At 73.7% G+C, this 14,893-nt stretch carries 11 protein-coding genes; 5 read left to right on the top strand and 6 right to left on the bottom strand.

The window, feature by feature from the left end; genetic code table 11:
• Positions 1-105: 105 nt before the first annotated feature.
• The 4 genes from ACF08W_RS32660 to ACF08W_RS32645 all read right to left on the bottom strand — a co-directional run bounded on the left by ACF08W_RS32660 (position 106) and on the right by ACF08W_RS32645 (position 3,665).
• Positions 106-480 (bottom strand): RNA polymerase-binding protein RbpA, encoded by a 375-nt coding sequence (locus tag ACF08W_RS32660; protein ID WP_007262928.1) that lies wholly within the window; start codon positions 478-480, stop codon positions 106-108.
• A gap of 275 nt (positions 481-755) precedes the next feature.
• Positions 756-2,123, bottom strand: a complete 1,368-nt coding sequence (locus ACF08W_RS32655; protein ID WP_392281512.1) for an MFS transporter — start codon at positions 2,121-2,123, stop codon at positions 756-758.
• A gap of 46 nt (positions 2,124-2,169) precedes the next feature.
• On the bottom strand, positions 2,170-2,934 hold the full coding sequence (locus ACF08W_RS32650; RefSeq protein WP_392281511.1) for a glycerophosphodiester phosphodiesterase: 765 nt from the start codon (positions 2,932-2,934) through the stop codon (positions 2,170-2,172).
• Positions 2,931-3,665, bottom strand: coding sequence for a YitT family protein (locus tag ACF08W_RS32645; protein ID WP_392281510.1), 735 nt, complete (start codon positions 3,663-3,665; stop codon positions 2,931-2,933). Before ACF08W_RS32645 ends, ACF08W_RS32650 begins: the two co-directional genes overlap by 4 nt.
• 102 nt (positions 3,666-3,767) lie before the next feature.
• Between ACF08W_RS32645 and ACF08W_RS32640 the strand changes: the two genes are divergently transcribed.
• Positions 3,768-5,267 carry a PLP-dependent aminotransferase family protein gene (locus ACF08W_RS32640; RefSeq protein ID WP_352280107.1) on the top strand — a complete coding sequence of 500 codons (1,500 nt, stop codon included), beginning with the start codon at positions 3,768-3,770 and terminating at the stop codon, positions 5,265-5,267.
• A 21-nt stretch (positions 5,268-5,288) separates the two neighbouring features.
• Here ACF08W_RS32640 and ACF08W_RS32635 read toward each other — a convergent pair whose 3' ends face one another.
• The gene (locus ACF08W_RS32635; protein WP_392281509.1) at positions 5,289-6,908 is read right to left on the bottom strand and encodes a hypothetical protein; all 1,620 of its coding nucleotides are present in this window, start codon (positions 6,906-6,908) and stop codon (positions 5,289-5,291) included.
• Positions 6,909-6,945: 37 nt separating this feature from the next.
• Positions 6,946-7,140, bottom strand: a complete 195-nt coding sequence (locus ACF08W_RS32630) for a hypothetical protein (protein ID WP_018103962.1) — start codon at positions 7,138-7,140, stop codon at positions 6,946-6,948.
• Positions 7,141-7,449: 309 nt separating this feature from the next.
• On the opposite strand from ACF08W_RS32630, the gene ACF08W_RS32625 reads away from it, so the two are divergent.
• From ACF08W_RS32625 to ACF08W_RS32610, 4 genes are all read left to right on the top strand, one after another.
• A complete protein-coding gene (locus ACF08W_RS32625) occupies positions 7,450-7,842 on the top strand; it encodes an ankyrin repeat domain-containing protein (protein ID WP_385211058.1) in 393 nt (130 codons plus the stop codon).
• Between the two features lie 220 nt (positions 7,843-8,062).
• The gene (locus ACF08W_RS32620; protein WP_352280110.1) at positions 8,063-9,481 is read left to right on the top strand and encodes a HEAT repeat domain-containing protein; all 1,419 of its coding nucleotides are present in this window, start codon (positions 8,063-8,065) and stop codon (positions 9,479-9,481) included.
• A 126-nt stretch (positions 9,482-9,607) separates the two neighbouring features.
• Positions 9,608-13,258, top strand: coding sequence for a hydantoinase B/oxoprolinase family protein (locus tag ACF08W_RS32615; protein ID WP_392281508.1), 3,651 nt, complete (start codon positions 9,608-9,610; stop codon positions 13,256-13,258).
• 79 nt (positions 13,259-13,337) lie between these two features.
• A complete protein-coding gene (locus ACF08W_RS32610) occupies positions 13,338-14,864 on the top strand; it encodes a hypothetical protein (protein ID WP_392281507.1) in 1,527 nt (508 codons plus the stop codon).
• The last annotated feature ends 29 nt before the right edge of the window (positions 14,865-14,893 follow it).

Raw genomic sequence — 14,893 nt, 5'->3', positions numbered from 1 at the left:
CCCCGGGGCGCCGCGGGCCCCCCCGGGGGCCCCCCGGGGGGGCCCCCCCCCCCGGGGGGGCCCCCCCCCCCGCGGCTCTGTCGTACTGAGGTGGTGCGTAAGGGGTCAGGCGGACTTCCTGCTGTCCCTCGGGTGCACGGCGATGTTCATGGCGCCGGAACGCAGCACCGCCAGCCGCTCGGCGAGTACTTCCTCGAGCTCCTCGCGGGTGCGCCGCTCCATGAGCATGTCCCAGTGCGTACGCGCAGGCTTGCCCTTCTTCTCCTCGGGGCCGTCCCCGTCCACCAGGAGTGCCATGGCGCCGCACGCCTTGCACTCCCACTCCGGCGGAATCTCCGCCTCTACCGAGAACGGCATCTCGAATCGATGTCCGTTCTGGCATGCGTACTCCACCGCCTGGCGCGGGGCCAGATCGATGCCGCGGTCCGTCTCGTAGCTGGTAACCACGAGTCGCGTGCCGCGGAGAGCTCGCTCACTCATGAATCGTGCCTCCCGGGCTTGTCGCCCACAGGACAGGTGTCGCTGTCGTCGTCATCCGGTCAACGTCCGGTCGGCGGCAAAGATTCCCGTTGCCGGTCATGCGTCGCCCGTCGTGCCGCTGCTTCTTAAGGTTTCCCAGGGTTCCAAGTACCCAGCAATGCCCGGATTGTCACATCTGGTGGAAGTTGTCACCCAACGGTTCTGTCTCTTCCACGCGCAGTAACGGTCCTCCGGGCAGGCCAAAGGCGTACACTACCGGCCTTTCACTTCAACGTCTAAATCCGTTCCGGTACGGGATTGCCCGCGGCGGCCACCGCCCGGCGCACCGGCACCCTCGCGAGCAGCGCGGCACCGACCACGAAGAAGATCACCAACGAGATGATCGCGTCCCGGTAGCTGCCGGTCAGCTGGAAGGCGAGCCCGAACACCAGCGGCCCCAGCCAGCTCAGCCCGCGGTCGCTCATCTCGTACGCGGAGAAGTACTCGGCCTCCTTGCCGCGCGGCACCAGGTGCGAGAAGAGCGAGCGCGAGAGCGCCTGGCTGCCGCCCAGCACCATGCCGATCGCCGCGGCCAGGGCGTAGAAGTAGACCGGCGCCCCGGAGGGGAGGAAGTACCCGGCGACGAGGATCAGCGTCCAGACCACGAGCGAGCCGAGGATCGTGCGCTTCGCGCCGTACGAGCGGGCCAGCCGCCCCATCCCCAGCGCCCCGGCCACCGCCAGCACCTGCACCAGCAGCACCGCCGTGATCAGCGTGGTCTGGTCGAGCCCCAGTTCCTCCGAGCCGTACACCGACGCCTGGGAGATCACCGTCTGCACACCGTCGTTGTAGACCAGGTACGCCAGCAGGAAGGAGAGCGTCAGCGGATGGCGGCGCATGTCGCGCAGGGTGGCCAGCAGCTGCTTCCACCCCGAGCCGACCGCGCCCTCGCCGTTCGCCGCCACGCCCCGGTCGCGCAGCCGGCGCAGCGGTACCAGCGTGAAGGCGCCCCACCAGAGACCGGCCGAGGCGAGGCAGATCCGCACCGAGTCGGACTCCGAAAGGCCGAAGGAGTCGTGGCCGGTGTACAGGATCAGGTTCAGCACCAGGACCAGCGCGCCCGAGGTGTAGCCGAAGGCCCAGCCGCGCGAGGAGACCCGGTCCCGCTCGTCGGGCTCGGCGATCTGCGGCAGGTACGCGTTGTACAGCACCATCGACACCGAGATCGCCGCGTTCGCGACGATCAGCAGGAACGCGCCCAGCAGGTAGCGGTGGCCGTCCAGGAAGAACATGCCGGTGGTCGCGGCGGCCCCGGTGTAGGCGGCGACCGCCAGCAGCGGCTTCTTGCGCCCCGTGCGGTCGGCCGCGGCGCCCGCGATCGGCATGACGATCACGGCGAGCACGACCGAGACCGATACCGCGTACGCGAACAGCGAACCGGCCCGGACCGGAATGCCGAGCGGGTGCACGTACCCCTCGGCGTCCGCGGCGGCCTTGGCGATCGAGGTCAGATAGGGCCCGATGAAGACCGTCAGCACGCTCGTCGAATAGACGGAGCACGCGAAGTCGTAGAAATACCAGCCGCGCTGTTCGCGTCTGCGGCCCGCGGCCGCCTCCGCGTCCGGGCCCGCCGGTCCAGTGGTTTCCGCGGTCTCGGTGCTCAAGCCGCACCCCCTCGTATCGCCCCGTGAGGACCCCGCACGGCAGGCATCAGGCCCAGGCCCCCCGCTCGCTCAGCACCGTGCGCAGTGTCTCGATGTGATCGGTCATGATGCCATCCACACCGAGGTCCAGGAGGGCTGCCATCCGTTCCGGTTCGTTCACCGTCCAGACGTGCACCTGGAGGCCGCGCGCGTGCGCCTCGCGCACGAAGCGGCGGTCGACCACCCGGATGCCGCTCTGGCTCTCCGGCACCTGCGCGCAGACCGCCCCGGCCCGCAGCGCCGCCGGTATCCCGTACGAGCGCAGCCGCAGGGCGAGCACGCCCCGGACGCCGTAGGAGGTGGCGAGGCGGGGGCCCGCCAGCCGGTGCGCACTGGCGACCCGCGCCTCGGAGAAGGAGCCCACGCACACCCGGTCCCAGGCGTTCGTCCGGCGGATCAGCCCGATCAGCGGCTCCAGCGCGGAGGCGGCCTTGAGATCGACGTTCCAGCGGGCGTCCGGGAACGTCTCCAGCAGCTCCTCGAAGAGCGGCAGCGGCTCCCGGCCCGCCACCCTGGCCCGCCGCACCTCGCTCCACGGAAGCTCGGCGATCCGGCCGCGGGCGTCGGTGACCCGGTCCAGGGTGGTGTCGTGGAAGGCCACCAGCCGGCCGTCCGACGTGGTGTGCACATCGGTCTCGAAGTAGCGGTACCCGGCGTCGGAGGCCCGGCGGAACGCCTCGGTGGTGTTCTCGATCCCGTCCGCCGCACCGCCCCGGTGGGCGAAGGGGATCGTCGTGGGATGGTCCAGATAGGGGTGGCGTACTGAGGTCACCGCGGAAGTATGGCCTGCCCGGGTGTCGGCGGGGTGACGCAGGTGCCGCCGTCGCCCGGCGCGGGAGCGGCGGCAGCCTCCCCGACGGGCTCACCGGCCGGGTCCTCCTCCTCGTCGTCGGGCTCCCGGTCGTCCGCGAAGATCCGCAGGAAGAACTGGGCGAGCGGGCCGATGGCCAGGGCGTACAGCACCGTGCCGACGCCGAGCGAACCGCCGAGCAGGAAGCCGCTCACCACCACCGCGACCTCGATCAGCGTCCGCATCAGCCGGATGGAGCGGCCGGTCCGCAGGTGCAGCCCGGTCATCAGCCCGTCGCGGGGGCCCGGCCCGAACCGTGCCGCGATGTACAGCCCGGTCGCGACACCGTTGAGCACGACCCCCGCGACCAGCACCGCGATCCGCGCGGCCGGGCCGTGCAGGGCGGGGACGAACGCGAGCGTGCCGTCCATCGCGAGGCCGACCGCGAAGACGTTGGAGACGGTGCCGAGCCCGGGCCGCTGGCGCAGCGGTATCCACAGCAGCAGCACCACGGCACCGACGACGATCGAGACGACCCCGATGGACAGCCCGGTGCGCCCGGCGAGCCCCTGGTGCAGCACGCCCCAGGGCTCCAGCCCCAGACCGGCCCGGACCAGGAGCGCGGAGCTGGCCCCGTACAGCGCGAGACCGGCGTAGAGCTGGACCAGCCGGCGGGTGAGACGCGCCCCGCGAGGGGCGGAGGCGGTGGACAAGAGATACCCCCTGATGTGGTGGCGGCGGACTGCCGCATGTCACTCTGTGGCAGGGGATTGGCCGCCAACCATGGCCAATCCGAGGAAGGTGGACTGATTTCCATGGCCGAGTGGACTTCGGCGGTCGGGGCGGCCCAGCTGGCCCGACAGCTCCAGGCACAGCAGCCCCGGCCCGCCGGGCCGGGCACCCGCCGCCCGCCCGCCTACCGGGCGCTGGCCGACGGGGTCCGCCTGCTCGTACTGGAGGGCCGGGTGCCCGTCGCCGCCCGGCTCCCCGCCGAGCGCGAGCTGGCCCTCGCCCTCTCCGTGAGCCGCACCACCGTCGCCGCCGCCTACGAGACGCTGCGCACCGAGGGGTTCCTGGAGTCCCGCCGCGGGGCCGGGAGCTGGACGGCGGTGCCCGCGGGCAACCCGCTGCCCGCGCGCGGTCTGGAACCGCTGCCCCCGGAGTCCCTCGGCTCCCTGATCGACCTGGGCTGCGCAGCGCTGCCCGCCCCCGAGCCGTGGCTGACCCGGGCCGTGCAGGGCGCCATCGAGGAACTGCCGCCGTACGCCCACACCCACGGCGACTACCCGGCCGGGCTGCCCGCGCTGCGGCAGATGATCGCCGAGCGGTACAGCGCGCGCGGGGTGCCGACCATGCCCGAACAGATCATGGTCACCACCGGCGCCATGGGGGCCATCGACGCGATCTGCCATCTCTTCGCGGGGCGCGGCGAGCGGATCGCGGTGGAGTCCCCGAGCTACGCCAACATCCTCCAGCTGATGCGGGAGGCGGGTGCCCGGCTGGTCCCGGTGGCGATGGAGGAGGGGCTCGGCGGCTGGGACCTGAACCGCTGGCGGCAGGTCCTGCGGGAGGCGGCGCCGCGCCTCGCCTATGTCGTCGCCGACTTCCACAACCCGACCGGTGCCCTGGCCGACGAGGACCGGCGGCGCGGCCTGGTCGACGCGGCCCGCTCGGCCGGGACGGTCCTGGTCGTCGACGAGACCATGAATGAGCTGCGCCTCGATCCCGACGTGAGCATGCCGCGCCGGGTCTGCGCCTTCGACCCGGCGGGCTCCACCGTGATCACGGTCGGCTCGGCGAGCAAGGCGTTCTGGGCGGGGCTGCGGATCGGCTGGGTGCGCGCCGCCCCGGACGTGATCCGCAGCCTGGTCGCCGCCCGCGCCTACGCCGACATGGGCACGCCCGTCCTCGAACAGCTCGCCCTGAACTGGCTGATGCGCACCGGGGGCTGGGAGGAGGCCGTGCGGCTGCGGCGGGAGCAGGCGCGGGAGAACCGGGACGCGCTGGTCGCCGCGGTCCGCCGGGAGCTGCCCGACTGGGAGTTCGCCGTCCCGAGCGGCGGCCTGACGCTCTGGGTGCGCACCGGCGGGCTCTCCGGGTCGCGGCTGGCGGTGGCCGGGGAGCAGGTCGGCGTCCGGGTCCCGTCCGGCCCGCGGTTCGGTGTCGACGGCGCCTTCGAGGGGTACGTGCGGCTGCCGTTCACGGTCGCGGGGCCGGTGGCGGACGAGGCGGCGGTCCGGCTCGCGGCGGCGGCCCGGCTGGTCGGCTCGGGGACGGGCGCGGGGGCCGAGGCGCCGCGCACGTACGTCGCCTGACCGGGCGCGGCGCCCCGTCCGTCAGTCGGTGACCGCCAGGTTGTCGACGGTCACCGCGCGCGGCAGCAGAGGTTCCGGGACGCCCGTCGGTTCCGGGGCGGCGGGCTTCTCCGCCCCGGCCGCCGCGACCGCGTCCCGCCGCCCGGGGAGCAGCCCGAGCACCGCCTGCCGGTGTGCCTCGTCGGCCGTCTCGTCGTACGGGTCGGGGGTGGCCGGGACCTGGAGGCGCAGTACCGGACCGGTGCCGAGGCGCGCGTAGCCCCGGCCGGGCGGGCTCTCGGGGGCGGGGGTGGTGTCCGGCTCGGCGCCGAGCACCGCCGCCACCTCCTCGCGGGAGCAGCGGCCGAGCACGACCCGGGCCCGCGCCTGCCTGCGGATGCCCTCGCCGAGGGCGTCCAGGCTGTCGAACTGGTCGGCCAGGACCACGGTGACGCCGGTCGCCCTGCCGTGCCGCAGTGGCGCCTGGAGCAGTTCGAGGGGGTCGGGGCGGCCGCCCGTGGCGGTGGCCAGCCGGCAGAGGAGGCCGGGCCGGTCCAGCAGGATCCACAGCGGGCGCCGGATGTCGTCGGGCAGCGGCCGGCCGGCCTGCCGGGCCCGGCTCGCGGCGATCAGCCGCCGTTCCGTCTCGTGGGCGGCCCACTCCAGGGCCGTCAGCGCGCCGCCGGGTTCGCACTCCACGGCCAGTACGCCGTCCCGCCCGGTCAGACAGGCGTACTCGCCGGTCGCGGTGGCCTCGACGACCAGGACGTCGCCGTGCTGGAGCGCCTGGAGGGCGAGGGAGCGGAGCAGGGTCGTGGTGCCGCTGCCGGGCTGCCCGACCACCAGGAGATGCGGTTCGGTGGAGCGGGCGCCGGTCCGCCAGACGACCGGCGGGGCGTCCCGGGTGAGGTCGCCGTCGTGCACCGGGACCGTGCGCTGCACGGCCTCGCCGTCGGTGAAGCCCAGCACGGTCTCGCCGGGGGCGGTGACGAAGCGCTGGGCGCCGATGGAGGTGGGCAGGGCGCCGAGCACGGTCATGAGGAGCTGGTTGCCCTCCTCGTCCCAGGTGAAGCGGTACTCCCGGCTGCGGCCGGACTTGGCGTGCAGGAGCTGTTCGATCCGGGCCCGGGAGGCGGCCTCCCCGTCGGTGAAGCAGGCGGGGTACGTCACCCGGAGCCGGGTCGGCCGTCCGTCGCCGTCGAAGGCGTGGTCGCCGAAGGCCTTCGTCCAGTCCCCGCCGTGCGCGTACAGGGGGGCGGGGTCGTCGGGGACGCCGAAGTACGGCACGAGCGCCTCGTACAGGGAGCGCAGCCGTGCGGTCTCCGCCTCGTCGGGTCCGGTCCTCTCCTCGGTCCGCTCCCGTCCCTTCCAGGCCGCGGCGCCCATCACCGTCACCAGGGCGATCAGCCCGCCGAACGGCATGACCGCCAGGGCGAACAGGCAGACCGCGACCGTGAACAGCGCGGGGCCGCGCCTGTCCTTGGGGGTCGCGGCCCACCTCTGCCGTCCGGCCGCGGCCAGCAGCCGCAGGCCGCGGGTGATCGTGATCAGCGGCTGGAGGATGTCCGTGGCGTTGTCGGCGGCCGTGCGCGCGATCTCCCGGCTGCGGGTGATCGAGGCGCTGCCGCTGCTCAGAATGCGGGGGAGTGGTCGCCGGGCCACGTCGGCCTCCTGAAGGGGGTGGGAGCGGTCGCGGGGGTCAGAACTTGATCCCGCCCAGCAGGCCGGCGAGGCTGGCGCCGCCCGCGGTGATGCTCGGTGCGATGGCGGTGCCCGCCAGGTAGAAGCCGAACAGGGCGGTGACGAGGGCGTGTGATGCCTTGAGTCCGTCCTTCCTGAAGAAGAGGAAGACGATGATGCCGAGGATGACAACGCCTGACATGGACAGGATCATGAGTGGTTCTCCTGGTTGGGGGGACGGTCACCATGAGTCCTTCCAGGTTCACCGGAAGTATCTATATGACAAAAGCTGCATTCGGGTGAAAAGTAATTGTTTTCACTGAACTGGCCCTCCGTGGGGTCCGCCGTGGCGGAACGTCCGGTGGCGGGTGCGGCACCGTCCGTGATCCTTTGCCAGGGAAGGCCCGGGTCGCGCGACCCGGGCGGGCAGTACCCTGTCGGTTCACTCGTACGGCCCCGTGGCGTACGTTCCGGCAGGCCGGCAGCGGTGCGGAAAGAAGAAGAGAGAAAGGCGGCCCGTGCGATGAGCGAAACCCCCGACCCCGAGGTGGTCGAACTGGCGACGAAGGTCTTCGACCTCGCCCGCCGGGGCGAGACGGACGCGCTCGCCGCGTACGTCGACGCGGGCATCCCCGCGAACCTCACCAACGACCGGGGCGACTCGCTGCTGATGCTCGCCGCCTACCACGGCCACGCCGCCGCCGTCACGGCGCTCGTCGAACGCGGCGCCGACCCGGGCCGGGCCAACGACCGGGGGCAGACGCCGCTCGCCGGCGCCGTCTTCAAGGGCGAGGACGCGGTGATCGACGCCCTGCTCGCCGCGGGTGCCGATCCGGCCGCCGGAACCCCCTCCGCCGTCGACACCGCGCGCATGTTCGGCAAGGCCGACCTGCTGGAACGCTTCGGTGCCCACTGACCGGGTACGCGGTAAATGTGGTCGCGGTGGCGAAATGGCTTGGGTCATCATGACGTCGCGGGCCCGGCTCCGGGCCACCGACGAGAGGCAGAGGGAAATGGTCTACAGCAGGCGGAAGACGAAGGTCGGACGAGCATGTCGCTGCGCGGCGTAGTGCCCACCCGGCACTTGGAACGGCACAGTCCCGGTCGCGTCGACAGCTTGATGTGAGGCATTTTCCATGTTTGATCCGTTCATAGCGCCGAGCGGCACCCTGCTCGGTCTGCTGCAGAGGGGCCGCGGCGACGGCACGCTCCACGCGCTCGCCGCCCCGCGCCCGGAGGCCCTGGCGGCCCTCAACCACTGCGTCCTGAGCGATCCGCGCCACGACTGGCAGGTGGAGAACCGCTCCCTCTACTACGCACGCCTCTACCTCGACCTCGACGGAGGCATCGAGGAGATCGAGCGCCACCTGTGCGATCCCGACGACCACCTCGACACCGACGACTCGCGCACCGGGCTCGCCCTCGCCGTCCTCGGCCACCTCGCCGCGTACGGCCGCGACGACGCCCTGGCCCTGCTGCGGCGCTACGCGGCGACCGGCTCGAACTGGGCCTGGGCCCTGGACGAGCTGGCCCTGCGCGACGACGACGCGGGGCTCCGCAGCCTCGCCGTGCCCGTGCTCGGCCGCTTCCCGGAGACCCCCGAGGGCGCCGCCGAACTGGCCTCGGTGGTGCGTGACGCCTACGAGCCCCGCCCCTGGCGGCTCTGGGCGGACGACCCGCGCGAGGAGGTCGGCGCCCGGGTCCGGGCCGCGTCGGAGCAGGGCTCGTTCGACCGCTGGCAGCGACAGATGCGGCCCGGCGGGCCCCGCCCCGGCTGGAGCGTGCGGGCCGTCCTCGACTGGGCCCAGCAGGGGCTCGAACGCGGCAGCGTCCTCCACGCGCCCGCCGCCCGCTGCCTCACCGCCGTCGCCGGGCCCGAGGACCGGCCCGCGATCGTCGAGGCCGCCCGCAGCGGCCCCGACGGCGCCCGCGGCGCCGCGCTGCACTACCTGGCGGAGGCCCGGGACCCGGCCGTGCTCGACCTGATCGAGGCCGCCGCGGTCTCCGCCTCGCGCACCGTCGCCGACGCGGCCGTCGCCGCCTTCGAGCGGATGTGCGGCGACGCGGCGGTGGAGCGCGCCCGGAGCTGGGCCCGGCGGCCCGACGCCCTCGGCGCCTCCGCGACCGGAGTCCTCGCCTGCCGGGGCGGTGCCCAGGACGCGAAGGTGGTCCTCGCCGCCCTCCGTGAGGCGGTGCGCGGCGCGGGACCGGACGAGCCCCGCCTCTGGACGCTCGTGGACGGCGCCGGGCGGCTGGAGATCGCCTGCGCCGCCCCCGTGCTCCGGCACATCTACCGCGAGACCTCCTCCTCGCACCTGCGCGGCCGGACGGCCCGCGCCCTGGCCGCCACCGACCCCTCCTTCGCCACCGGCTTCGCCGTCGAATGCCTCTGGGACTGCGAGGAGACCACCCGGGAGGTCGCCGCGCTCCACGCGGAGACCGGTGACATCAGGGTCGCCGAGCGGCTGCGCCGCCTCGCCGCCGACCCCGCCGAGGAGGCCGAGGTGCAGACGGCGGTCCGCAGCCGGATCGGCCCCGACGCCCCGGCGGTCTGACCGGGGCACCCGCAGCGACGCGCGTCGGGGGGCGCGCGGCGCACAGCACGGCCGGCCCACCGGCCCCGTACCCCTTCCGCCCCCGCCCTCTTGGCCGTCGGCCGCGCCGCGCGCCAGTATGGGGGGATGACCGGAGGCTGGGAGTTCTGGATCGACCGGGGCGGCACCTTCACCGACGTCGTCGGCCGGGCCCCCGACGGACATCTGGTCACCCGCAAGCTGCTCTCCCACGACCCCGGGCGCCGCCGCGACGCCGCCGTGGCCGGGATCCGGACCGTACTCGGCCTCCGCCCCGACGAACCCGTCCCCGCCGACCGGATCGCCGCCGTACGGATCGGCACCACCGTCGCCACCAACGCCCTGCTCGAACGGCACGGCGAACCCACCGCCCTGGTCGTCACCGAGGGCTTCCGGGACGCCCTGCGCATCGCCTACCAGAACCGGCCCCGCCTCTTCGACCGGCACATCGTGCTCCCCGAGGACATCTACGAACGGGTGATCGAGGTCCCCGAGCGGATCGACGCCCACGGACGGACCGTCACCCCCCTGGACCGGGCGGCCGTCACCGAGCGGCTGCGCGCCGCCCACGCCGCCGGACTGCGCAGCGCCGCCGTCGTCCTGATGCACGGCTACCGCCATCCCGGGCACGAGCGGGCCGTGGCCGACGCCGCCCGCGAGGCGGGCTTCACCCAGGTCAGCTGCTCGCACGAGGTGAGCCCGCTGATCAAACTCGTACCGCGCGGCGACACCACCGTCGTCGACGCCTACCTCTCGCCGATCCTGCGCCGCTACGTCGACGAGATCGCCGGTGAACTCGACGGCATCCGGCTGCTGTTCATGCAGTCCAACGGCGGCCTGCGCGAAGCCGCCCGCTTCCGGGGCAAGGACGCCGTGCTCTCCGGCCCCGCCGGCGGCGTGGTCGGCATGGCCCGCACCTCCGAACAGGCCGGGTACGACCGGGTCATCGGCTTCGACATGGGCGGCACCTCCACCGACGTGTCCCACTACGCGGGTACGTTCGAACGCGAACTCGGCACCCAGGTCGCCGGGGTGCGGATGCGCGCCCCGATGATGAGCATCCACACCGTCGCGGCCGGCGGCGGCTCCGTCCTCCACTTCGACGGCCGCCGCCAGCGGGTCGGCCCCGACTCGGCGGGCGCCGTCCCCGGCCCGGCCTGCTACCGCCGCGGCGGCCCGCTCACCGTTACCGACGCCAATGTGCTGCTCGGCCGGGTGCAGCCCGGATACTTCCCGGCCGTCTTCGGCCCCGGCGGCGACCTCCCGATCGACGCCGACCTGGTCCGCGAACGCTTCGAGACCCTCGCCGAGGACATCGCCCGCGCCACCGGCACCCGGCACACGGCCGCCGAGACCGCCGCCGGATTCCTGGAGATCGCCGTCCTCAACATGGCGAACGCGGTCAAGAAGATCTCCGTGCAACGCGGACACGACATCACCCGGTACGCCCTGACCGGCTTCGGCGGCGCGGGCGGCCAGCACGTCTGCGCCGTCGCCGACTCCCTGGGCATCGACACCGTGCTCGTACCACCGCTCGCCGGGGTGCTGTCCGCGTACGGCATCGGCCTCGCCGACGCCACCGCGATGCGCGAGCGGTCGGTGGAGGCGGAGCTGACCCCGGCGACCGAGGCCGAGGTCCGGGACGTCTGCGCGGAACTGGCCGCCGCCACCCGCGCCGACCTGCGCGCCGACTCCGTGCCCGACCACGCGATCAGCACCCGCGCCCGGGTCCTGCTGCGCTACGCCGGTACGGACTCGGGCCTCCCCGTCGACCTGGACACCGCGTCCGCCATGGCCGCAGCCTTCACCGCCGAGCACCGCGCCCGCTACGCCTTCACCATGGACAAACCCCTGATCGTCGAGGCCGTGACGGTCGAGGCGACCGGCGACGCGGGCCGCCCCGCCGCGCCCCCGGCCGGCCCCCCGCCCCGCACCCGTACCGCACCCCGCCCGCACGACACCGTCCGGATGCACGCCGAGGGCCGCTGGCAGGACACCCCGCTCCACCTGCGGGCGGAGCTGCGCCCCACCGACACCGTGACCGGCCCCGCCGTCATCGCCGAGGCGGACGCCACCACCGTCGTCGACCCCGGCTGGCAGGCCGCCGCCACCGGCACCGGGCACCTGCTGCTGACCCGGGCCCGCCCGCGCCCGGACCGCACCGCCGTCGGCACCCGGGTCGACCCCGTCCTGCTGGAGGTCTTCAACAACCTCTTCATGTCGATCGCCGAGCAGATGGGCGTGCGCCTGGAGAACACCGCCCACTCCGTCAACATCAAGGAACGGCTCGACTTCTCCTGCGCCCTGTTCGACGCGGACGGCAACCTGATTGCCAACGCCCCGCACATCCCCGTCCACCTCGGCTCGATGGGGGAGTCCATCAAGGAGGTGCTGCGGCGCAACAGGGGCACCATGCGCCCCGGCGACGCCTACGCCGTCAACGACCCGTACCACGGCGGCACCCATCTGCCGGACGTCACGGTGGTCACCCCGGTCTTCGGCCCGGACGACGGCGAACACCCGCGCTTCCTGGTCGCCTCCCGGGGCCACCACGCCGAGATCGGCGGCATCACCCCCGGCTCCATGCCCGCCTTCAGCCGCACCGTCGACGAGGAGGGCGTGCTGTTCGACAACTGGCTGCTGGTACGCGACGGCAGGTTCCGCGAGGACGAGACCCGCGCCCTGCTCACCGGCGCCAGGTACCCCTCCCGCGACCCGGAGACCAACCTCGCCGACCTGCGCGCCCAGATCGCCGCCAACGAGAAGGGCATCGCCGAACTCCGCCGCATGACCGACCAGTTCGGCCCCGACGTGGTCGCCGCGTACATGGGACACGTGCAGGACAACGCCGAGGAGTCCGTCCGCCGGATCATCGCCGGCCTCCACGACGGCGCCTACCGCTACGAGACCGACAACGGCGCGGTCATCGCGGTCTCCCTCACCGTCGACCGGGAGGCACGCGGCGCGGTCGTCGACTTCACCGGCACCTCGCCTCAGCAGCCCGGCAACTTCAACGCGCCGCGCTCCGTGGTCATGGCGGCCGTGCTCTACGTCTTCCGCACCCTGGTCGCCGAGGACATCCCGCTCAACAGCGGCTGCCTGAAACCCCTGGAGATCAGGATCCCGGAGGGCTCCATGCTGTCCCCGGCCCATCCAGCGGCCACCGTCGCGGGCAACGTGGAGACCTCCCAGGCCGTCACCGGGGCCCTGTACGGTGCCCTCGGCATTCAGGCCGAGGGCTCGGGCACCATGAACAACCTCACCTTCGGCAACGAACACGTCCAGTACTACGAGACCGTCGCCAGCGGCTCGGGCGCGGGCGACGGCTTCGACGGCACCGACGCCGTACAGACCCACATGACCAACTCCCGCCTCACCGACCCCGAGATCCTCGAATGGCGTTACCCCGTCCTGCTGGAGAGCTTCCGGATCCGCGACGGCAGCGGCGGCCGGGGGCTCCGGCACGGCGGCCGGGGCGTGGAGCGGCGGCTCCGCTTCCTGGCACCCGTCACCGCCACCCTGCTCTGCGGCCACCGCCGGGTCCCGCCGTACGGCATGGCGGGCGGCGGACCGGGCGCGCTCGGCGAACAGCACGTCGAGCACCCCGACGGACGGCCCGACACCCCCCTGCACGGCTGCGACACCGCCGAACTGGAGCCGGGCGACGTCCTGGTGCTGCGCACCCCCGGCGGCGGGGGCTACGGAGCCGCGCCGGAGGCGCCCCGGCAGGAGGACGACGGCCGTCCCGGCAGCGCGTAAAATATGCCCGGTGTCTCGCGCGCGGGTCGCTTCTGCGCCGTTTCGACCGTTGTCGGTGCGAGGACCTAATCTGTCCACCGTGACTTCGCCTGCCTACACGGACAACGCCGTGCCCCAGCCCGGCGCGGGGCCGCGGCCCGCCCCGGGCCCGGCCGCCGACGAGGGGCTCTCGCGGCGGCTGCGCGCCCTCGCCTGCACGGCGCCGCTGCACGACCTCGACGTCCGCAAGGCGAACCTGGCCGGTGAGTACACGGTCTACGCGATGGCCGAGGTGGCCCTCGCCGCGATCGACCTGGTCACCCTCAACATGGACTTCGACACCGGGGCCGACCACGACCAGATAGTGACCAGACTGCTCCCGCGCGTCGCCGCCCAGGCCCCGCACCGCCCGGCGGCCGAGCACGAGCGCGTCGCGCGCTGGGTGCTGGAGAACCTGATCAACGTCGGCAGCGTGGACCGCGGATTCCGCGCGGTCTACGGCACCTTCGGCCCCGACGGGGTCTACGTCCGCCGCGACTACGACTTCAAGCTGATCGAGGAGGTCCCCGGCCACGGCGGCACGGTCTACCTCCGCGCCACCGACGAGGCGGTCAACGTCCTGGTCGGCGCCCTCGACACGGACGTCACCAGCGCCCAGATCGCCGCCGAGGTCAAGCTGGAGGTCCTCATCAGCCGGGGCCGCCTCGCCGACGCCCAACTCGCCGCCGAGCAGGCCCGCTACCGCACCGTCCAGTACGCGGAGACCCTCCGCAAGACCCTGGAGGCCACCCGGCGCAACGTCCGCGCCGTCGACTGGCTCAACGCCGTGCCCGACATGATCGCCGAGGCGCTGGACCACGTGGCCGACCGCTACCGCCACGAGAACGCGATCCTCACCAACATCCGCAAGGCGCGCGACGAGGCGGAGGAGCCCGAGCACAAGCGCCGCGCCGCCGAACTGGTCGACATCGTCAAGGACTGCATCCGCCGCCACACCCAGCTCCAGTCCCGCCTCCTGGAGGCCGGACCGCTCTTCCGCGCCGAGCAGGACCGGCAGGCCTTCGCCACCCCCGCCGCCCGCACCGGGCTCGACCTGTACGGCCAGCTGGTCGCCCCGCTCCTGCCGCTCCCCGTCGAGCGGGCGATCCGCGTCACCGACGCCTTCTTCGCCCACGGCACCGGTCTGCGCACCCCCGTCTCGGTGCGGGTGGGCGACCTGGTCGAGATGCTGCTCACCCCGCCCCTGGAGCGGGAGCACCTGGGCGTGGAGATGCCCGAGCCCGACCTGATCGCCACCCCCGACGACAGCAGATTCAGCGAGGAGCAGCTCGCCGCCGCCATGGAGCTGCTGGACCTGGAGCACGACGCCCCGCGCCGCCTGTCCGGTCTCCTCGCCGAGGCCCGGCGCCGCGACGACGACCTGCCCTACCTGGTCGCCCTGCTCGCGGTGCACGCCGCGAGCCCGCCGGTCGGCACCGCCTACCGCCAGGGCGAGCGGCGGCTGCTGTTCTCCGTCGACGACGGCACCCCCCTCGACGACCCCGAGTTCGGCGGCGCCGACCTGATCGTGGGCACGGCCCTGCTGGACGCGGCCGGGATGGCCGCGGACCGCTCGGAGGCGTCATGACCGCCGCACCGCCCCGCGCCCCCCACCCC

It is taken from the genome of Streptomyces sp. NPDC015144 (genome assembly GCF_043079735.1).
In the GTDB taxonomy this organism is placed as follows: Bacteria; Actinomycetota; Actinomycetes; order Streptomycetales; family Streptomycetaceae; genus Streptomyces.
The sequence above is the reverse complement of the archived record's forward strand: the minus strand, read 5'-3'. Positions and strand labels throughout refer to the sequence as shown.

Coding starts and splice junctions, on each gene's coding strand:
- ACF08W_RS32620 (WP_352280110.1), top strand. CDS start 8,063: ATGTTTGATCCGTTCATAGCGCCGAGCGGCACCCTGCTCGGTCTGCTG.
- ACF08W_RS32640 (WP_352280107.1), top strand. CDS start 3,768: ATGGCCGAGTGGACTTCGGCGGTCGGGGCGGCCCAGCTGGCCCGACAG.
- ACF08W_RS32625 (WP_385211058.1), top strand. CDS start 7,450: ATGAGCGAAACCCCCGACCCCGAGGTGGTCGAACTGGCGACGAAGGTC.
- ACF08W_RS32630 (WP_018103962.1), bottom strand. CDS start 7,140: ATGATCCTGTCCATGTCAGGCGTTGTCATCCTCGGCATCATCGTCTTC.
- ACF08W_RS32615 (WP_392281508.1), top strand. CDS start 9,608: ATGACCGGAGGCTGGGAGTTCTGGATCGACCGGGGCGGCACCTTCACC.
- ACF08W_RS32660 (WP_007262928.1), bottom strand. CDS start 480: ATGAGTGAGCGAGCTCTCCGCGGCACGCGACTCGTGGTTACCAGCTAC.